General features: G+C 41.1%; 20 protein-coding genes. 10 read left to right on the top strand and 10 right to left on the bottom strand.

Annotated features, from left to right (window positions below; translation table 11 throughout):
- Window positions 1-3: 3 nt before the first annotated feature.
- The 3 genes from FDK13_RS05920 to FDK13_RS05910 form a co-directional block, all read right to left on the bottom strand.
- Window positions 4-3,336: a TonB-dependent receptor gene (locus FDK13_RS05920; protein WP_170982720.1), complete on the bottom strand. Its 3,333-nt coding sequence runs from the start codon at window positions 3,334-3,336 to the stop codon at window positions 4-6.
- Between the two features lie 243 nt (window positions 3,337-3,579).
- Entirely contained in the window at window positions 3,580-4,782 is a 1,203-nt protein-coding gene (locus tag FDK13_RS05915) for a FecR family protein (protein ID WP_137339062.1), read from the bottom strand.
- A 96-nt stretch (window positions 4,783-4,878) separates the two neighbouring features.
- Window positions 4,879-5,451, bottom strand: a complete 573-nt coding sequence (locus FDK13_RS05910) for an RNA polymerase sigma factor (RefSeq protein ID WP_137339061.1) — start codon at window positions 5,449-5,451, stop codon at window positions 4,879-4,881.
- A 321-nt stretch (window positions 5,452-5,772) separates the two neighbouring features.
- Between FDK13_RS05910 and FDK13_RS05905 the strand changes: the two genes are divergently transcribed.
- Together FDK13_RS05905 and FDK13_RS35315 are read left to right on the top strand one after the other, a co-directional pair.
- Window positions 5,773-6,057 (top strand): YtxH domain-containing protein, encoded by a 285-nt coding sequence (locus FDK13_RS05905; RefSeq protein WP_137339060.1) that lies wholly within the window; start codon window positions 5,773-5,775, stop codon window positions 6,055-6,057.
- A 36-nt stretch (window positions 6,058-6,093) separates the two neighbouring features.
- On the top strand, window positions 6,094-6,246 hold the full coding sequence (locus FDK13_RS35315; protein WP_170982719.1) for a hypothetical protein: 153 nt from the start codon (window positions 6,094-6,096) through the stop codon (window positions 6,244-6,246).
- Window positions 6,247-6,388: 142 nt separating this feature from the next.
- Here FDK13_RS35315 and FDK13_RS05900 read toward each other — a convergent pair whose 3' ends face one another.
- From FDK13_RS05900 to FDK13_RS05885, 4 genes are all read right to left on the bottom strand, one after another.
- Window positions 6,389-6,796 carry a lipoyl protein ligase domain-containing protein gene (locus FDK13_RS05900; RefSeq protein ID WP_137339059.1) on the bottom strand — a complete coding sequence of 136 codons (408 nt, stop codon included), beginning with the start codon at window positions 6,794-6,796 and terminating at the stop codon, window positions 6,389-6,391.
- A gap of 48 nt (window positions 6,797-6,844) precedes the next feature.
- Window positions 6,845-7,162, bottom strand: a complete 318-nt coding sequence (locus FDK13_RS05895) for a hypothetical protein (RefSeq protein ID WP_137339058.1) — start codon at window positions 7,160-7,162, stop codon at window positions 6,845-6,847.
- 649 nt (window positions 7,163-7,811) lie between these two features.
- Window positions 7,812-9,077, bottom strand: a complete 1,266-nt coding sequence (locus tag FDK13_RS05890; protein ID WP_137339057.1) for a glutamate-5-semialdehyde dehydrogenase — start codon at window positions 9,075-9,077, stop codon at window positions 7,812-7,814.
- 187 nt (window positions 9,078-9,264) lie between these two features.
- Window positions 9,265-9,516 (bottom strand): thioredoxin family protein, encoded by a 252-nt coding sequence (locus FDK13_RS05885; protein ID WP_310589947.1) that lies wholly within the window; start codon window positions 9,514-9,516, stop codon window positions 9,265-9,267.
- Window positions 9,517-9,846: 330 nt separating this feature from the next.
- Here FDK13_RS05885 and FDK13_RS05880 point away from each other — a divergent pair, with 330 nt between their 5' ends.
- The 5 genes from FDK13_RS05880 (at window position 9,847) to FDK13_RS05860 (ending at window position 14,035) form a co-directional block, all read left to right on the top strand.
- Window positions 9,847-10,737, top strand: coding sequence for a helix-turn-helix domain-containing protein (locus tag FDK13_RS05880; protein ID WP_137339055.1), 891 nt, complete (start codon window positions 9,847-9,849; stop codon window positions 10,735-10,737).
- A gap of 9 nt (window positions 10,738-10,746) precedes the next feature.
- Window positions 10,747-11,505: an SDR family NAD(P)-dependent oxidoreductase gene (locus FDK13_RS05875; protein WP_137339054.1), complete on the top strand. Its 759-nt coding sequence runs from the start codon at window positions 10,747-10,749 to the stop codon at window positions 11,503-11,505.
- Between the two features lie 302 nt (window positions 11,506-11,807).
- Complete coding sequence (locus FDK13_RS05870; RefSeq protein ID WP_137339053.1) at window positions 11,808-12,416, top strand: Crp/Fnr family transcriptional regulator; 609 nt, start codon at window positions 11,808-11,810, stop codon at window positions 12,414-12,416.
- A 651-nt stretch (window positions 12,417-13,067) separates the two neighbouring features.
- On the top strand, window positions 13,068-13,628 hold the full coding sequence (locus FDK13_RS05865; protein WP_137339052.1) for a YeeE/YedE family protein: 561 nt from the start codon (window positions 13,068-13,070) through the stop codon (window positions 13,626-13,628).
- Entirely contained in the window at window positions 13,625-14,035 is a 411-nt protein-coding gene (locus FDK13_RS05860) for a DUF6691 family protein (RefSeq protein WP_229215918.1), read from the top strand. The genes FDK13_RS05865 and FDK13_RS05860 overlap by 4 nt, the downstream gene beginning before the upstream one ends.
- A gap of 282 nt (window positions 14,036-14,317) precedes the next feature.
- Here FDK13_RS05860 and FDK13_RS05855 read toward each other — a convergent pair whose 3' ends face one another.
- The 3 genes from FDK13_RS05855 to FDK13_RS05845 form a co-directional block, all read right to left on the bottom strand.
- On the bottom strand, window positions 14,318-15,322 hold the full coding sequence (locus FDK13_RS05855) for an MsnO8 family LLM class oxidoreductase (RefSeq protein ID WP_137339050.1): 1,005 nt from the start codon (window positions 15,320-15,322) through the stop codon (window positions 14,318-14,320).
- Window positions 15,323-15,403: 81 nt separating this feature from the next.
- On the bottom strand, window positions 15,404-16,012 hold the full coding sequence (locus FDK13_RS05850; RefSeq protein WP_137339049.1) for a TetR/AcrR family transcriptional regulator: 609 nt from the start codon (window positions 16,010-16,012) through the stop codon (window positions 15,404-15,406).
- A gap of 88 nt (window positions 16,013-16,100) precedes the next feature.
- Window positions 16,101-16,895, bottom strand: coding sequence for a DUF2911 domain-containing protein (locus tag FDK13_RS05845; RefSeq protein WP_137339048.1), 795 nt, complete (start codon window positions 16,893-16,895; stop codon window positions 16,101-16,103).
- A gap of 533 nt (window positions 16,896-17,428) precedes the next feature.
- Between FDK13_RS05845 and FDK13_RS05840 the strand changes: the two genes are divergently transcribed.
- The 3 genes from FDK13_RS05840 (at window position 17,429) to FDK13_RS05830 (ending at window position 20,107) form a co-directional block, all read left to right on the top strand.
- Window positions 17,429-18,403 (top strand): quinone oxidoreductase family protein, encoded by a 975-nt coding sequence (locus FDK13_RS05840; protein WP_137339047.1) that lies wholly within the window; start codon window positions 17,429-17,431, stop codon window positions 18,401-18,403.
- A gap of 117 nt (window positions 18,404-18,520) precedes the next feature.
- On the top strand, window positions 18,521-19,390 hold the full coding sequence (locus tag FDK13_RS05835; protein WP_137339046.1) for an NmrA family NAD(P)-binding protein: 870 nt from the start codon (window positions 18,521-18,523) through the stop codon (window positions 19,388-19,390).
- A 234-nt stretch (window positions 19,391-19,624) separates the two neighbouring features.
- On the top strand, window positions 19,625-20,107 hold the full coding sequence (locus FDK13_RS05830; RefSeq protein ID WP_137339045.1) for a DUF6841 family protein: 483 nt from the start codon (window positions 19,625-19,627) through the stop codon (window positions 20,105-20,107).
- The last annotated feature ends 292 nt before the right edge of the window (window positions 20,108-20,399 follow it).

Raw genomic sequence — 20,399 nt, 5'->3', positions numbered from 1 at the left:
TGATTAAAAAGTAAGATTTAGACCTGCAACAAAAGTTCTGATGATCGGATAACCTCCACGAACCTGAGATTGGGTGTAAGCATTTAAGGTAGTTGTCATCGCCTCAGGATCCCATCCTGACCATGGGGTAAACATGAAAGGATTTTTCGAACTGACATATAAATTCAGACGGTCGACCGAGATTTTTTGAAGAAGAGATTTTGGGAGCTGATAGCTTAAAGTAATGTCCTGAATCCTGATGTAATTGGTTTTTTCATAAAATCTCAATCCACTTAGTCCACTTGAATATGTCAATGAAGGACGTTTGGCGTTACGGTTGTCAGGCGTCCACCAGCCACCATCAATGTCAATCATATTGACCGCCGGATTGGTGCCGATTTCCATATAAATTGGATTGATCAGCTGATTTTCGGAAATTGATCCTTGTGCGGTGTTAACAAAAGCGGATAAAGTAAAGTCCTTGTAACGGAACTCATTACGCAAACCCGCCCGCCATTTCGGTTCTGTCTGTCCAAGAATTTTGCGATCGCTCGCATCAATGACACCATTTCCGTCCTGATCGACAACGCGCATGTCCCCAGCCTTGAAACCAGTAGGAATTTCATCGCCAATCTGCCACACTCCGTTAAATTCGTAATTATAAACCGAAGTAATATTTTTGCCAATAAACAAATTGCTCGTTGGTATATCCGTTTTATCACGCAGACTCAGGATTTTATTTTTATTATAAGAAAAATTGCCATTCACTGTCCATCCAAAATCGGCCGACCTGATCACATTGTAAGCAAGTGTAACTTCCACGCCCCGGTTACTCATTGAGGCAAGGTTAGAATTGATCACAGTAAAACCATTGGAAGGTGCCAGCAATTGCTGATAAAGCAGATCTGAGGTTTTCCGGTCATAATAATCCAGCGTTAATGACACTTTATTTTTCAGAAGTGTCATATCAATTCCCAGATCCAGCTGCTTGGTTGATTCCCAATGCAGATCCGAATTGGGCATTGTTGAAGGATAAATCGTAACCGTTGGCACGCCGCCATCGCCAAACACATAGTTTGATGTCAGGATCTGAGACAAAGTAGCATACGGACTCACACCCTGATTTCCAATTTTTCCATAAGATGCTCTTGCTTTAAGGAAGTCAAGCCAAGGAACGTTTTTTAGAAATTTCTCTTCTGATGCTACCCAGGCCAAAGCAGCCGAGGGAAAATTTCCATATTTTTCATTTGCTCCAAAGGCTGAATAACCATCTCTTCTGATGGTAGCAGTTACCAGATACTTGGCCAGATAACCGTAATTCATCCGGAACATGGCACCCTGATTTACAAATTTGTTTGTAATGTCCGTGTTGGTCTGCGTTGCACCTAAGCTTAGCTGGTTGAAACCCAATGCCATGTTAAAGAAATTGGAAGCCGTTGAAGTATTGTTGGTACGGTTGTCGTTTTGTTTGGTAACCACCGCAGTAAGCGCGAGCGAATGCTCCCCGTTTGCCCCAAGCTGAACTTTGTAATCAAGCTGGTTTTCTACAAGCTGCGTATTGAGATCACTTCTTAACCGGCTGCCGGTTGCATTAGCTGAACTTGGCTTGGAGTTTGCCGGAAAAAACGGATCCAGAATTCCCAGCGGATAAGTAAAATTTTCAACTTTTGCGTAGCTTAATGTTGAGCCGTAGCGAATATTATAAGTTAAGCCCTTAATGAATGGTATTTCAACTTTGGCATATACAACTCCGTTGAAAGACGTTGAAATACTCGAGTTAGGATTTAAGGCATAAACCAGCGGATTAGAAATAGTCGTGTAAGGATATGCAGGAAAAGTAGCAAGTGAGCCATCTTCATTATATATTTTGCCCCATGGGCTCATCCATTGCGCATAAAAGGTATTGGCTGGTGTGCCTGAATTATTTCTTCTGCTAAAAGCGCTGTTTAAACCCACAGTAAGCCATTTATTCAGATTAGCTTCCAGGTTTGCCCTTAAATTAATCCTTTTAAAATTGTCATTAACCACAACGCCCTTTTGCTTTGTTAAAGCACCTGACATGTAATAATTCAGTTTATCGGTTTTCTGGGCAACGCTTAATTCAATATTTTGAGAAGGCGCATCCTGCTTGATAATATCCTGATTATTAATTGATTTTCCGGCAAGGTATTGCTCCGCTTCATAGGACGACAGATAACTGGAAATATTACTCATCGAATATTTTGAAGGAGTCCAAACACCACCGGTTTTGTAACTTTCGTCATTCAGACGTTTGTAGTCAAGCAATTTTTCAAGATACCTTTCCGGTGTTAGCAATTTGACCTCATTGATGTAGTCAGAGACGCCATAATAAGACGAGAAACTAAATTTTGGTTTATCTGATGCTCCTCTTTTTGTAGTGATCAGGATTACGCCGCTTGCTGCCCGAGACCCATAAATAGCCAGTGCGCTTGCATCTTTTAACACTTCCAGGCTTCCGATATCGCTGGGAGAAATATCAGAAAGATTTCCAGAGAAAATAATTCCGTCAAGTACAATTAAAGGCTGCTGCAAAGTAGAAATGGAGGCTATACCACGCAAATACATGCTTCCTGAATCACCAGGGCGCTGTCCGGGCGTAACACTAAGCCCGGCAACGCTTCCGCTCAATGCCTGCGTAATGTTGGTATTAGGCACATCTTCCACCTTTTTAAAATCTACTGACGCAATGGATCCTGTAAGTGTAGCGCGCGTTTGACTGCCATAACCTACTACAACTACCTCCTGCAAAGCTTTGATATCCACATGAAGAACGATGTTTAATTTTGTTTGCTTGCCAACCCGAATTTCCTGGGAAACATAACCTACAAAAGAGAAAACCAATACCGCATTTTCATCGGCAAATTCAAGGTTGAATTTGCCCGATTCGTCGGTGGTAGTTCCTGCCTGGCTGCCTTTTAACAAAACGGTTACGCCCGGCAATGCCTCTCCTTTATCGTCAGCAACGGTTCCCGAAATCCTGAAAAGCAGGGATGGCTCCGGGTCCGCCGGTTCTTCTCTTATTGGAATTACGGTTGTATCTTTCACCTGCCTTTTAACGACGATGATGTTGTCAACAATTGAGTAAACAAGTGACTGGTCTTTCACAACCTGATCCATGATCTCACTGACCGTGGTGTTCTTCAAATCTACTGTCACTTTGCGCGTTTTTCTGATGATCTTATTATCATAAAAAAACTTATATCCGCTCTGCTGTTCTATGCTACGGAAAACGGTTGAAAGCGGCACATTTTGCATGGACAATGCCAGCTTCTGGGAATACCCGGAAGCCGAAACGTGAAGACAGGCAATCGTAAGTAGAAAAAACGTTAATTTCATCACAAAAATTATTCTGAAAAAGAAACGATTTCGAGTATACGTATCTTTCCCATGTAAAAATATTTGCATACTTTTGGGTGGTTTGGGTTAATAACTGTTTTACAAAGCAATGTTGTTTTTCCGCGTTATGCGGATCAATAAACTACTATCCCAATCTGTTGCCGCTTTGGGTCGCATCCGAAGCGGCTTTTTTATGGATAAGTAGAAAAATACTCTTCTCCTTTATCTCTCCATAGGCAAAGCTTAATCGTTAATAATGATTTTTTTTCCTTCAATCCTGAAATGCACGCCGCCAAGTTCCAGTACTTTCAGAACTTTTGTCAGATTAGCACTCCTTTCGATTTGCCCTACAAACTCGTAATCTTTGACCGGACCTTCATAAACGACTTCCACATCATACCAGCGGGATATTTGTCGCATTAATTCCTGTAGACTGATATTGTCAAATTTAAAATAACCGTTCTTCCAGGAGATTACGTTTTCAGTATCGACCTCTTGAATACTGATTTTACTTGCTTGCAGATCAGTACTCTGGCTCAACTGTGCCTGCTGACCTGGTTTTAAAATTGCTTCAACATTTTTACTGCCTGACAGTTTCACTTTCACACTTCCTTCCAACAAAGTTGTTTTTACAAATTCCTCATCCTCATAGCCATTGACATTAAAATGGGTTCCCAGCACCTGTACCTGCTGATTTTCAGTGTCAACAAAAAAAGATTTACCGTCTTGTTTTTTTACCTCAAAATAGGCTTCTCCATTCAAACTGACATGCCGTTCTGGTGACGTAAAACGCGTAGGATAATGAAGTGACGAAGCCGCGTTAAGCCATACTTCTGTACCGTCTGGCAAGATAACCCGATATTGGCCGCCATTTGGAGTCTTAATTTCATTGTAAGTAACTGGCTCATTTTCAGAATGATTACTAACCGTTTGGTATACTAATTGTCCGTCAGAAGTTTTTCTTACAATAATTCCGGATTGTTTTGCAAGTTCTCCATTGCCCGCATCATCCAGATTTATTACCGATCCGTCGGCCAGTGTAAGTGTTGCACGACTGCCTCCGGGAGAGATAATTTTGTTAGTACTTATCTCACTCTTTTTATGGAAAGTAAGTTTTGTATAAAGATAAAAAACAAGAAAAGTTGCTGCCAGAACAACACAGGCAACTCTGAGATAAGCAGACCAGTGAAGGATACTTTTAGCCGGACTATGCATTTGTGCTTTCAAGCGTTCCAAAGAAGATTCTGCGTCGTAAGCCTGCATTTTTACCATCATACTGTTGCGATAATCCGCATCCAGTAAATCGGTATAAAGTTTTTCATTGCCCGGCAATTCTGCCCTCCATTGCAATAATTCCTGCTCTTCCGTATCAGAAAGAGTTCCATTAATTTGCCTTGAAATCAAATGAATGATCCGGTCTGCCCTAAGTATTTCTTGTCCCGCCATATTTTTGCTGTACCTGACTGCAAAACGACATGAGGTTTAATTAGTACCAACTGAGATGAAAAAATATTTAATATTTTTTAAAACAAACAGACTGCATTAGTAAAAAATGCCAAAGATTGTTAAAGCCAGCAGCGCATCGTCCGATAATTTCTCGCGTAGTAACTGTAAACCGCGACCTTTATGGTTTTTGACCGTTTGCTGTGAAAGGCCAAGCTGTAACGCAATCTCATCGTTACTGAAACCGTCGATATAACCCAGCGTGATTACCTTGTGGCATTGAGAAGGCAGATCATTAATGGCTCTGTATATTTCCGCAATGACTTCGATCCGTATCATTTCCTGCAAGCAAGAATCTTCGCTGTCGTCAGGCAAAGCAGCGGAATTGAATTGCCTTTCTTCTTCCCTTTTAGATGTTTTAAGCAAATCCAGGCAGGCATTTTTGGTAGCACGGTAAAAGTAGGCACGTAAATGTCCATGGTCCTGAAATTGCTGGCGCTTGTTCCACAATTTGAGAAACTGGTTTTCAACAATATCCTCGGACGCAAACCTTCCCACATAACTTTCTGCAAACACACACAAGGGAGCGAAATAACTCCTGTATATGGCTTCAAAAGTTTCCTGATCGCCCATATTGACGGATACGGAGGTGTTATTTTGGTCAGTTGCCATTATAAAATAGTCAAATTAGCCGAAGAATTACATGTAACGCTTTGCTTTCTAAAAACAACGTTAACGTTACCGTTCTTCGAATCTAAGTTAAGTATATTTTATAAAATTATTACATTTTGAGAAAGATGAATCACATAATCTTAATACGCCAGATGGTTTAATGAACAAAGAATAAGCGAATGTGTTTTAATTTTGTCCAAGTATCAGTTGCTGCAGTGATAAGCGTCAGGTTTTTCTTTAACCATAGAAATTATCTTTGATACATAAAAAAAGCTATAATCTGGCAACAGAAAACCAAGTGATTAATCTCAATATTTTTAAATGATGAAAACAGGAAAAGTAATTTTAAGCGTCGCACTTGCTGTCGCGGCTGGTGTAGCGATCGGCGTTTTGTTTGCGCCAGAAAAAGGCAGCAGGACCAGAAGAAAGATTCGCGAGCAAGGTGAAGATTATCTCCAGGATCTGGAAGACCTGAAAAACGAATATGAAAGGTCAATATCCAACTTTAAAAGTAAAGTAGATTCCTTATATCATGAAGTCGAAAACAAAATAACCGGGCGACCTGTTAATTCCCCAAAAAGCCAACAGTCTCAAGTAATTGATTAAAATATTTCATTATTAACTTCATTAAAAACCAATAATATGAACGCACATATCACTTCGTTTTTCAAACATGTCAGATCTGTCTCTCAGTGGTACAGGTCTGACCCTAAAAAAATAAATGCACCAGATCCCTCTGCCGGATTTGATGCATTTATGACAAAAGTTAAAAACAATTCCCGAAGGATCAAATGAATATTAATATCGAAATCAGGTGAAATTATGACGTTCAAAGCAGCCAATGACCTAATCGCAATTGTTATGCCTATGCATTTTATGAAGGCCGAAATAATTTTTATCAGTCAGGCGTCCAATTCACAGGAAATTCATGTTCCCATCATGCCCTGTGGCAGACCACGTTATGAGGTTTCGTGTAGAAATTATCAAGATCAAGGATTGGATAACATACCAGTTGTCCTGGGCCGTGATAAGTGATATCACCGCCACGGTTTATAGGATAAAAAACGGCTCTTTTTTTCTTTAATCCCTGATTATCCAGCAATAAGTGATTCGCGCTGCCAGTTCTACCCAGGGTGAAGACGTGAGAATGCTCGCAAAAAATCAAATAATTAGGCGTTTCAACCGGAATAGCTTTTATGGAAAGGTCGCCTGGTGCGACAGGCGCGAGACTCCGCAAATCTCTTTTGAGCTTTATGACGGAGGCGAAAATATCTTCTTGTATTTCCCAGGCGGCTTTATAGTCGATCATTCCCCAATCCTGATAAAAAACTTTTGTATTCTGCATGACTACTACGTATTTTGTATGTCTTTAAAGACTATAAACGGTCTTGTTTTAGTACACTTCGGATGTTGTTACACAATGTATCGTATCGGGTAGTACATGCATATTTGCATCGTCTGAGCCTCCGCGGTTTAAAAAAATCAGTGAAATCGGACCATGCACGGCGGACCAGTATGCATAGTATTTACATTCTGCCACAAAATCACCACTGGCCGAAGTGGGGCAAGACGTCATAGATAATGGGAGAAACGATTGCGGCGATTCTGACTGACCCCAATTAATAGGATAGGCCTGGAAGGATGTTCCAATATCAACATCAATTGGTAAAACTCCTTTTCCGCGAAATCGAAGTTCCAGTAGGCCAGCCACATTTTTACCAATTTCTCACTGCGATCTTTCGCTGCCTTTTTCATTTCCTTCAGCAAATTGAGAAAACAGAGCCCGGTAAGTTCTATCAGCAAGGCATCTTTGCTATCGAAATATTCATAGATCATAAGTGGCAGAATATTCAATTTCTTCAGTGTTCTTGACCGTGCTTAGTCACAGGCGACGATACCTGCGTAGCTGCCTTTACTAAAATTGCTGGAATGTTGCGCGGCTACTGCCTTAACTGCGTCGAATTTTAAATTCATTTTTTTTCTGGGATTTTAAGGCTGAGTTTTTACTACGTCCTATTTGCTGAAGTGATCACAAATCTCCCAGCAACTGACCACGGTAGCTCCAGTGTTTTTCGCTATTCTAACCACACCTAAACTATAATCGAAATAACCATGGGAAACCAATATGTAATTAGCCTGGATTTCAAAGACAGTAATGAACGTAATAGGTTTATTTCATTTTTATAAAATTTTACTAGTGCTGGCAGTAGCATTTCTCCTGTGCTCATGAAAAGGGTAGGAGCATTCTTAAAAAAACAGCGGTCGTCAGTTAGCGTTAAGTCGACCTGAAATTAAAAAAGGATCGAATTGAGCCCGGAAAACTTCCATACCGCAGGTTTCTGGTATTATATATTTTATGATCATGTACGAATTTGCCCCTCGCCATTGACCAGCCATTTATAACTGGTAAGCTCCTGAAGGCCCATAGGGCCGCTTGCATGAAGCTTTTGTGTACTGATTCCCACCTCAGCACCTAATCCGAATTGAGCCCCGTCTGTAAAGCCAGTGGCAGCATTTACATAGACAACTGCCGCATCAACCTGTGTTTGAAAATACCGGGCAGTTGTTTGATTCTCGGTCACTATCGCTTCGCTGTTCCGCGCGGTAAAATAATTGATGTGTTCAACCGCCTGCTCAACATCTTCAACTAAATTGATGGTCATACCGTAGGAAAGGTATTCTGTTGCATTGCTCGTTTCTTCCAGATCTAAAAGCAGGTGTTCGGGGTAAAACAGCCGTAACGTTGCTGCTGCTTCCGGAGCGCAATATAGAAGGACATTGAAAGGGATAAGTTTATTGACCAGCGCAGGCAGATCAGTCAAACGGCTTTTGTGAATTAAAAGACTGTCAAGTGAATTGCAGGCACTTACCTTTCGGGTTTTGGAATTCAGAATAAGGTCCGATCCCTTTTGCGTATCACCGTCTTTATCAAAATATAAGTGCACTACGCCAGCTCCCGTTTCTATAACAGGTACTCGGGAATTTACCTTCACAAAGTCGATAAGTTCTCTACCGCCTCTTGGAATAATCACATCTACAAATTGGCTCGCATTTAGTAATTCAGAGGTTGCACTTCTTTCAGTTGGAAGCAGTTGTACAAAACCGGTGTCAATGTTGAATTGAGCTAATGCCTTTAAAATCAGGAAAAATAACAACTGATTGGAATGCGCTGCGTCACTGGCGCCTTTCAGTATACAACCATTTCCGGATTTTAAGCACAGGGCGAATACATCGATTGTAACATTTGGCCTTGCCTCATAAATAAATCCGATTACTCCTATTGGGATTGTGATCTTTGAAAGTCGCAGCCCGTTATCCAGAACTGATTCTGAAAATTGCCTTGCGAGAGGCGATGGGAGTGAGGCTATTTTCAAAAGGTCTGATGCCATACTTTCTATCCGGGCTTTGGTTAGTCTGAGACGGTCATATTTAGGATCGCTGCTATTCATTAGGTCAAGATCCAACCGATTTGCCGCCAGTATTCGTGGGCTTTGGGCTACAAGGGACTTTGCAAGTTCCTCCAGTACCTGGCCGACCAGCAAAGGGTCAAGATTAGCAATGTGACGGGATGCCTTTTTTACATTGTCAAACAAGGTGCGATACGGTGTGCTTAATGGAGAACTCATAATAAATGTCAATTCAATAAAACAAGAAAAGTAAGATGATTCCGGAGATGCCAGGAATTAAGGATATATTGATAATTACGGGGGCAACCTTATACTTAATTATCTCATGTCTTCGGTTGTCCTGGTATTCTCAGGCCAGCGGTTTAACCAACTTGCCTGCCACAACAGATTTTGGCACAGATCCAATTTAGTTGTCGACAATCGCGCCGTTCTTACAATAAAGAAGTGCCGGGGTATTGGGGATTTCATATGGACCAGATATAGCCGGATTCTGATCTACATCAACTTTTCCAACGATCGCCCGGCCATCATAATCCGGGCTGATTTCCTCAACTAAACGTCCAGCCATCTTACATGGCACGGACCAATATACCGAAAAGTCTATCAAAACAGGCTTGTCAGAATTGAGTACCAATTCGTCAAAATTTGTATCTGTCATTACAAATGCCATTTTTCTACAATTGAAATTAACAACAAATAAAAAACAAATATACCAATTGGTATATAATATTTTTGATTACTTTCGATTTTATTATTTTTCCTCGCCGAAGACTATGATGCTTGCTAACCGTAGAAAAAGGTTTCTCCATGGTGGTAAGAACTTCTGGTGACAGGTTTGTTAGTTGCAATTCCCGTTGCCCGGGAAATTAGCGTTAGTAATCTGGTGATTTGTGTTAACACCCGGGCAGGCTTGCGAGCTACTTTTGCATAGGAACAATTAAAAAACATATTTATCAAGAGCACTTCCATATCAAACTTGCAAGCAAACGTGAAACATTTCAAATCATTGAGTGATATGCACAGGGACAACGGTTTTCTTCCGCCGGAGCACCCCATGCTGAGTTTAGTACGGATCACGCCTGATCTGGTTTTAAATTTTAAAGAATTCACCTGCGATTTTTATATGATCGGCCTAAAGGATGTGAAAGCAGGACACTGGCTTTATGGCCGTACAAAATTTGACCACGATAAAGGCTCTATGGTGTTCTGGAAGCCGCGGCAGATCATTGAGATCAAAAACCTGGAATTTGAAGAAGACGGCTTTATCCTCCTTTTTCATGAAGATTTCCTTTTGGGGAATTCATTGCAAGGGGAAATCCAGCAATATTCATTTTTCGACTATGAAACTAATGAGGCCTTGCACCTATCGCCCAAAGAAGAAAAGGTAATGCGGGCGCTTTACGAATCCATCGCATCAGAATACGCGAATAATCAGGATGAGTATAGCAAAGATATCATTCTGGCCAATGTAAATTCCCTGCTCAGGTATTCCGAACGTTTCTACAAGAGACAGTTCATCAACAGAAAAAATCTGACTGGAAAAACCGTTACGGCTTTCACCAAATCTCTTGAAAAGTATATTAATGAAGATCGTTTAACTAAGGATGGCTTACCCTCGGTAGCAGAAATGGCTGCACAGCTCCATATGTCGCCCCGTTATCTGAGTAATCTGCTCAAAATCGAGACAGGCAAAACGACACAGGAGTTGATTCACATCGCGCTAATTGCCGTGGCTAAAAATAAATTAAGGACAGGAAACGAAAATGTATCAGAGATTGCCTTTGCGCTGGGTTTTGAAAACCTTTCATATTTCGCCAAACTCTTTAAAAAAGAAACGGGATCGTCACCTAAAGACTTTAAAAATCACTTGTTAAATTAAAAGACCATCATGAAGAAAATATTGATAACCGGTGCCAGCAGCGGTATCGGTCTGGAAACTGCTAAATTACTGGCGGCTAAAAATTATCAGCTGACACTGGTGGCCAGAAACGAAGAAAAATTAAAGGAGGCCATTACGGGTTTGCACGGTAAGGGGCACCATTATCTCGTTGCCGACCTGAACAAAAAAGAAGATATTGAAAGGATCGGTGTGCTTTTCGAACGGGAACATTTTGATGTTCTGATCAACAATGCAGGAACCGGTCTTTATGGAAAATTTACCGATCTGCCACTGGATGGTCAAATAGGAACAATGTTTTTAAACATGGGAGCACTGGTTATGCTGTCATATGCGTACTTGAAAAACGCGAGAAAGGGTGATGCTTTGGTAAACATCGGATCAATTTTAGCACATTCGTCATTTCCAGGCGGCGCCGTTTACGCCGGGACCAAAAGTTTTGTAGCCAATTTTTCTGAATCGCTTTGGTATGAATATAAAGAGCGGGACATCTACGTGATGGGTTTCAACCCGGGTGCTGCAAAATCTGATTTTCATCAACACGCCGGCAGCTCCACAGGATCATTTCCGGAATTTGTACTTTCAACCACTGAGCAAGTGGCAAGTGAGCTCGTCAATGCATTAGAAGCCCGCGAAAAACCTAGGGTAGTTCAAGGCTGGAAGAACCGGTTCATGTTATTTGGGTTTAAATTCCTTAATAGAGCAAAAGCTATTGGTGTTATGGGCAAAATCAGTCCGGGTATGCAATAAGATAAGTATGAGCCACCTGTTCCCTGGATGAACTTATCAGAAGGATGGACAGAGGAAATTTTGACCTTGTGGCAGTCGGCCGGCCGCTTTTGGCACATCCAAACCGGGTGATGAAAGTTCAGGACGGAAGACATCAGGATTTAAGGGGCCCTTACAAAAGATGACCTTACTTTCCTGAGTATTGCTTAAACGGCAAACTGAAAACCATCTATCACTTTGGCTTCTCGACATAGATGCTCTCATCACTATTTGCCAATGGTAAATGGTCTTTTATTCATTGGTAAGTATCATAACTTTATTAAATGAAACTATTCGGAGCAATATTAGAAAAAGAACTGCGCAGTAATAGTCAACTCAAAACGCTGCCAGCCGAAACGGTGCTGATGAATTCCAATAGTTATATCAGAGCAATTCCCGTGGTGCTCTCAGGTAGTATGCGGGTTATTCGTCAGGATGAAGACGGCCGGGAAATTTTGCTTTACTATATAAAACCTGGTGAAAGCTGTATCATGTCATTTTTGGCGGGTATTCACCAGGACACCAGTAAGGTTAAACTGGTAGTTGAGGAAGATTCCGATGTGTTAATGCTGCCTATTGCTAAAGCCAGTGAATGGATTAAAGTTTATCCTGAGTGGGCCGACTTCATTTTTAAGCTTTATCACCAGCGTTTCGAAGAATTGCTGGACGTGATAAATGCCGTAGCGTTCCAAAAATTAGATGAGCGTATAGTTACTTTGCTTAAAAGAAAAGCCAGCGTTTATGGTTCAATAGAATTCAACATTACCCATCAGCAGCTGGCAGAAGAATTGGGGACTACTCGCGAAGTGATTTCCCGACTGTTAAAACAAATGGAAAAACAGCAATTAATTAATCTTTCAAGAAACAAGATAACTTTAAACACCCCTTTGTAACATAAGTCACCAAATCATCACTTTAAGGCCGGTACATTTGTCATCTAATCAAAGAAGAAGTGGAAATAGCGGGATACCTGGGCAGTTGTATTAATCGGTTTATCTGTTAGATCTTATTAGTAGTGGCGGTTCTATTATTGCCGTTCTATTTTTGGTGTACTTTCTTCATTAATAACGGTATTTATTATACGCAAATGGATAATGCCCGATGTGCCGCATCATCTGTTAAACATTGGATCTTTTGAGCTCACCATATCATTATTATTAATGTTTGTTTTCGTTGTGCTGATGTTGGTCGCTTCCATTTCTATGATCGGAAGGGAAAGAAAATTTCTGCTCCCGGAAATGCATTTGAATTATAAAAAATAGTTGCTAAAAGTATTTCACTGGTTTACAAATGAAAAAAGCGGTAGGAACTTTCTTAATGGTCATGGGCATTAGCCGGCTGTTAGGCGTAACAGCTAATATAAGCCGGCATGCCGCTTTAAATTATTGCTTAGTAATACTTTTTTCTGCATTTGCCATGCAGGGAATAATTGCGGGAAGCTATCTAATCTAATACATTGCCGACGCAAAATTAAAGCCGGCTTTTGGTTGCTTCTTACGCTAAATGGACGTTTTTATTCTGATCAACACTTTTTACTAATTAATATGGATGTAATCAAACAACCTTGGCCATGGTATGTGGCTGGTCCGCTGATCGGACTTATCGTGCCCACTTTATTGCTTTTCGGTAACAAAACTTTTGGTGTCTCCGGGGCGCTTCGCCAGGTATGCGCTGCGTGTATTCCGGCAAATATTTCTTTTTTTAAATACGATTGGAAAAAGGAAAGCTGGAATCTTTATTTTGTTACAGGAATTATTATCGGCGGCTTTATAGCAACCTACCTGATCTCAACCCCTGGGCTGGTTAATATTAATCCGCGCACAACAGCACTCTTACAGCAAGAAGGAGTGAAAGATTTCAGCGGATTGTTGCCTCAGGATATTTTCAGTTTTAGTCAACTTTTCACTTTGCGGGGATTTGTATTTATCGTTTTGGGGGGCTTCCTTGTTGGCTTTGGAACCCGTTACGCCGGGGGCTGTACCTCGGGTCACGCCATCATGGGAATATCTTCTTTGCAATGGCCTTCATTAGTGGCCACCTGTTGTTTTATGATGGGCGGCTTTATAATGACCTGGTTCATTTTACCCTATTTATTAAAGTTATGAAAAACATAAAATTCTTAATGGTAGGTTTACTATTCGGCATTATTCTGGTCAAATCAGAGGCGATCTCCTGGTTTCGGATACAGGAAATGTTTCGCTTTCAGTCATTTCATATGTATGGTATAATTGGTAGCGCAATCTTCGTTGGTATTATTTCCGTCCAAATTATCAAGCGTTTTAAAGTAAAGACACTATATAATGAGCTGGTTGTGATCCCCGTAAAAACCTTTCATTGGGGTAATGTCTATGGCGGGTTAATATTTGGATTAGGGTGGGCGATCACTGGTGCTTGTCCTGGTCCATTATTCGCGGAGATAGGTAGCGGTTTTTTTGTTATTCTAGTCACGTTGCTGAGCGCTATAGCCGGAACGTGGCTATATGGTTTTATGAAAGAAAAATTACCCCATTGATGATAAGGATTAATACTAGTAGATCCATCAAGGGACATCGGGCCATATTAGCTTACGCTAAAATAAATGACGTTGAAATTATCGGTATAATTGCAATGCATCCGCACGCAGATTTTGTAAGTGGGCATTTGGAATTGTACAAGACAACGGAGCCATTATCTACTGTTCAAAATTAGTTGGAGCTCTTTATCCAGATCAAACTTTTGACGAAGGAGATGCGATCCATTTGTGCCAAAACATTTTCCGTTTGCTGCTGAACTAAATAGAAAAGGTTACTTTAAGCTAAAGTAAAGCTGACAGTAATTCATAAGAATGGAGCCGTGCCTCCTGGTCTGTCATCATATCCTGAATTACAAATTCGTTAATATTAAGGTCTTTGGAAAGGTAGTAAAAGCGTTCGGCAACTTGTTCAAAAGTGCCGGCGATGTATCTGGGCGGAACACCGGTACCTTTTATGTATGGTTGAATTCTGGGTAAATATCCAAGAATTTTAACCGCTTCATTAGGCGCAGGCAAAAGGAAATTATACTGCCTCGTGCGCAGGTAATGGTAAGCAAGTTCCACCGAGGCCAACTGAATAAGAGCCTCTTCTTCGGTATCGGCGCACACTACATGAATTCCAAGGCGGGCTTCCGGTTCCCGGAGGCCAATAATACTATCTGATGGAGCAAAGTTAGCGCGGTAGTTATCAATTACTAAACGCGTCACATCGGGATTGAAAAAGGCCGCATGGATGTAACGAAGACCAAGTCGTCCAGCATTAGTTGAACTCCAAGAGCTAGTACCAGACAAATGGATTTCTGGTCTTGAAGCAATCGTATGGATAGGTATATTGGAGAAGGCAACCTCCAGACTAAAGGAATTTTCCATCCAATGCATTAATTCATTAAGCTGTTCATCAGAGTTAGCCAGAAAACCCCTGGAACGATCCTGTTGCAAAGCGAGGTCAATCACCTGACCTGTGGTTGCTCGTCCAATGCCGAGGTCGATACGGCCAGGATAGAGTTCGTTGAGCGTACAAAATGTTTCTGCCACTTTGTAAGCGCTGTAGTGGTTCAATAATACGGAGCCGGAACCTACACGGATCTTTGAAGTTTTGGCTGCTACCGCTGCTATCATCACCTCTGGCGCTCTCGAAACGATATGGTTGGCATGGTGTTCAGAAAACCAAATTCTCTCGTATCCAAGAAATTCAGCTTTTTGTGCAAGCTTCACGCTATGTTGAAGGGTCTGACCCGGATGGTCACCTGGCTGAATCACAGCCATATCTACGATAGATAATTTCATTTTAATTGTTTGTAAACTTAATTAATAGAAAAAATGTCACGCAAAAGTATACTAAAAAGTATACTTTTGCGGCAAAAAAAATTAACTTTCCTGATAAGACAGAAGTTCCTGTTTGAGACCAGATATGATCTGGTGCATTAGATTATTGTTCTTCAAAAGACGGGCTACGAGAATGCCGCCCTTAATAGCTGAAAATATTTTCAGGGCCAACTGGGAAACATCAATATCATCCCGAAATTCCTTTTCGTTTTTACCCTCTAAAATTACGCTCTCAAGCGCTTTTAAAGTTTCGTTTACAGCCCTAGCTACCTTAGTTGCAGTATGGGGATCTCCGTCATCATATTCAACGCCAAAATTTAATATTGGACAGCCGCCGTTGATATATACTTCACCCGTAACCGGGCCCGCACAGTAAGGGTTCTGGTAAAGGTCAAGGTAGGCAAACAAACGGTTTTGTGCACTGCCGCTTTTCAGAGCAGACCTGGTTTTGGCGAGTGTTTCATCCAATAAATATTCAACTACTTCTTGTGCCAATTCTTCTTTGCCCTCGAAGTGCTTGTACAGGCTGCGTCTTGTGACATCAATTTTCTCTACAATTTCATCTACGGAACTACCGGCAAACCCCTTTTCGTTAAATAAGGATGCGGACCGGATAACAATCTGTTTTCTTGTCCTTTCTGATTTTGTCATTCTTCGAAATACTTAAAACACTGTAGTAGAACTAAATTATGTGCCTAAAATTGTGAAATGTTGGTTTTTGCCATTTTTTCCACGATGTTCACGAGTCAGGCAAGGTATGAAATGCTGTCCATTCCACTAAGCTGCTGCGAATCATTTCGGAGTATCGTTCATTCTGCGCTTTTAAGGCTCCGTCAAGGGCGATTCGGGCTGTTTCTACGGCAGACTTCCAGTCACCCGTTTTTGCGTCGAGAAGCGATTTTAGCCAATAATAAAAATAAGGCAGATCTTCATTATTCTGAATTACCGAACTGATACTCCACAAGGCGCGGACAGGGTCATTGCCTTGGCTCGCATAAAATTCTGCGGCGCAGTAATAATCTGTCTCGGGTATGCCTCCTAAAAGGATGACCTCTGATTCCTTTTGTGTTTGCACAGGGATTCTGAAAATAAGTTTGACACTCGTTTTTTCCCAAAGAATCTCCAGTTCTCCGGATGAATTGGATAATAAATTAAGGTTAATCGTCATCGCTTCGGTGTGATAATCCAGGGAATGCCTTTCTACACTCACTTTTAGAACGACATCATTCGGAATCCAGGGCCTTGGTAGCCCATAATTGCTGTAATTGCTATAAAATATGATGTCCCAGCTGCTTGCACCCGGAACTGTATAAAGGGCATAGGTGCCTTGTCTTAAAATTGTTCCTTGTATCAGGACATCACTGGAGAAGGTTATCATAGTATTACCATTGGCACCTGTACGCCATACTTTGCCGAATGGAACAAGTCCATCAAATATTGTTCGTCCCTTTGCCAGCGGTCTGGAATATGAAACCTCGACTTCTGTTATCTCCTTGTGGCCGATAAAGGTCGCTGAAGTTTTGCTTTTTAACATACTTTTAAATTTAAATCCGCCACAAAGGTATATTAAAAAGTATACTTTTCAGTATACTTTTTAATTGATTTTTATTTTTAGGCAAATATGATTGTCTTTCAGAGCTGCCTTTGTGGATTAATTTTTTCTATTGATTTTAATTCGCCTGAACAATTCAGCCATTTTTTAGAAAATACAAAAATCTTCCTCCAGCAAATTATCGCAATCAATTTCTACATATTGGAGTGACCGGTTAAGCTCACGAGGCAACTTGGATCCATTCAATTCGCCTTGAACAATAAAAACTGTTTCACTAAATAGCACTGGCATGTGGTATAGCATAGCATACCGAATGGTATACATTGTTATGTTAAAGTACGGAAATATGTAACTTAATTGAAATATAACTTAACTAAACAAAGTTTTTGTGATACGTGTCTAATTAATAGAATAATAAATTTTTTATAATTAAATACCAATCGGTATATTTGAAGAAAAATGGTATGGTTGATAGACTCAATTGACCTGAAAATATTTAAAATAAATAATAACTTATGAAAGCGGCAGTATATTACGAAAATGGTGGACCTGAGGTCTTTAAATATGAAGACATGCAGGACCCGATATGTAAAGCAAACGAGGTTCTGATTAAGATCAAAAGCATCAGCATAGAGGGAGGAGATCTAATAAACCGTGAAATACGCCCGCTACCTCAGGTACCTAATATTGTAGGTTATCAGTGTGCAGGCGAGATCATCAAAGTTGGAATCGAAGTTAAGGATCGATTTGTTGGTCAGCGTGTGGTTTCTTTGGGCAATTCCGGTTCACACGCTCAGTTCATTGCAGTTGAAACTTTTCGGACTTATCCAATTCCAGAAGGGTTATCTTATGAGAGCGCCTCTGCAATACCGGTCGCGTTTGTTACGGCTCATGAATGCTTGTTTGGCAGCGGTAATTTAAAGGCCCGAGAAACTGTACTCATTCACGGAGGTACAGGTTCCCTTGGCTTGGCGGCTATTCAGATGGCAAGTCAGGCGGGAGCCATCGTCATAGCCACAGGTTCAGACGAAACAAAGTTGAAAAAATTATTGCAGTTCGGCGCAGGTCATGTTATTAATTACAAAACGCAGAGCATTGTTAATGAAGTTATGGCGATCACCAAAAATGTTGGTGTCGATCTGGTCATTGATTCAGTCGGAGGTAAGAACCTTGCCCTGAGCGCAGAGGCTCTTGCTTACCGCGGGCGAATTGCGTTTGTAGGTTTAAGCAGCCGAGAGCCAAATCTATTCGATCCGTTCCTTCTTTGGAAACAAAATGCAACACTCCATGGTGTATTTCTTCCGGGAATTGTAGAAACCGAAAAAAAGGAAACTGCAGAATTACTAGCGGAGATTTTCAAAGACGTGGTATCCGGTAAGCTCATTGTTACAATTGATCAAACATTTCCCTTAAGCAAGGTGAGGGATGCACATCAGTATGTTGAAGAAAGAAAAGGATTTGGAAGGGTGCTCTTAAATCCAGAATTATAGTGAAACTTCTAGCAATTTAGATTGTTGGTAGGGGCTTAAATTAGGCTCAATCCAATGAATTGTCCAGAAAAATTATAAGCAATTAAGAAGAAGCCAGAAAACGGTATATAATTTCATATGAATAGGAAAGTATTAATAACAGGCGCTACTGGTGCGACCGGGAGTAATGCAATAAACAGGCTTCTTGAGTTGGGTGTGTCCACCCGGGCAATGGTTCACCAAATTGATGACCGCTCTAAGGATTTAGAAAGAAGAGGCGTTGAGGTAATTAAGGGAAACATCACCAATCTGGAGGACCTGAGCAACGCGTTGAAAGGAATCGATGCTGCCTATTATATTTATCCGTTAGGTACTGAAGGAATTGTTGAATCCACCGCTTTTTTTGCACAAGCTGCAATTGAACAGCAAGTTGGCCATATTGTGAATATGTCTCAAATTTCTGCACGACGGGATTCCAAAAGCCACACGGCTCAAAGGCATTGGGTTGCCGAACGGATCTTTGATCGCACGGGTATTCCCATCACCCATTTGAGGCCAACTTTTTTTGCGGAAACAACGCTTAATTACGTGATGGAGGTCAAGAAAAACAACCGTCTTGCTTTACCTTTCGGGGACTCAAAATATGCGCCAATTGCTGCAGAGGATCAGGGTAATGTGATTGCAACTATTTTGTCAAATCCGGAAAGGCATGCCGGAAAGGTTTACCCACTCTACGGCCCAGAAGAACTAACACAGTACGATACTGCAGAAATTCTGAGTGCTGTTCTTCGGCGCAAGATTACATATATACCTATGGAGATCAGTGAGTTCGGTGAATATCTGAAAGGCAAAAGAACTGACCTTCAAATTCAGCATCTTGAAGCTGTTGCTCAGGATTGCAGGGATGGCTTATTTGCAGGGACAAATGATACTGTCGAAAAAATCACCGGTCAAAAGCCGATTAACATGCGCGACTTTATTTCCAGCCATAAAGAATCCTTCCAATAACCGAATATATAGTCTGTGGTAATTAGCGTGAATTATTGGTGACAGTGACGGTCGAAGGCTGGGCCATTTTGGGTGTTGTGACTTTGTTTTTAGAACATGCCTTCGGCCGTCAGTATTAAGTTGAAATTCATTTATCTATTGAATCTCGATCTATAAAGGCAAATGAATTGAAAAGGCGAAATTGGAATCTGACGAATTTCTAATGCCCGAATAATTAACGCAAATGAAAACTTTATGTCAATAGAAGCCTCAGAGCAATCACAACAAGAGAAAGGCGGTTTTGCAACCAATTTAGTTGATGTCGATCAATGGTTTTCAACATATTTTCAGACCTTTATCGATATCGGTGCCGGGTTGAAAGATCCGAGTGAGATATTAACATATTGGGGTGTGCCCCTTCACAGTTCGAGCCCCAAGCATTCCAAGTGGCTTAAGTCCGCCAAAGAAGTTATGGACTTTCTTCAGGATATGCAGAAAGGCTTAAAAGAAGTAGGATACACACACACTGTTGCAATAGACAAAATGATTACGATGTATAGTGAAAACGCAGGCAGGGTGGAAACGATCATGTCACGTAGGGGCAAAGACGATTTAGAAGTTGATCGCGCCGCAATATCTTTCGAGCTCAGGCGTGGAGGTAAGGAGTGGATCATCATTAGCACTACCGCCCAACCCACCAAATTGACGAAATTGCAGGACGTTTGGTTAGAGTTCTAAGTGGTAATTGAATCAAACGCTGCAAGCATTGATCTGTTATAACCAACACTAGATCTGATGGTTAAGTTTTTAGGGATTGCTCAAAAACGATTTTTGAAGAAGGGGCTGGAAAACTGACTGTCCCTTCTTCATTTCGTTGGTCAGAGTATTCCTGACAAGCTGCTCTTCTGCAGTGCTCTTTTCCGCTTTCTGCGGGCACGCAAAACCTTGCACTGATCTATGGCTTTCAATTCGAAACCGGCAGAATTTTAATAAGTATTTTGCCCATCCTCTGATAATCTGATTAAGCCTT

This window comes from Dyadobacter frigoris, from assembly GCF_005280585.1.
GTDB classification, from domain to species: Bacteria; Bacteroidota; Bacteroidia; order Cytophagales; family Spirosomataceae; genus Dyadobacter; species Dyadobacter frigoris.
This window is presented reverse-complemented; position numbering and strand designations above follow the sequence as displayed.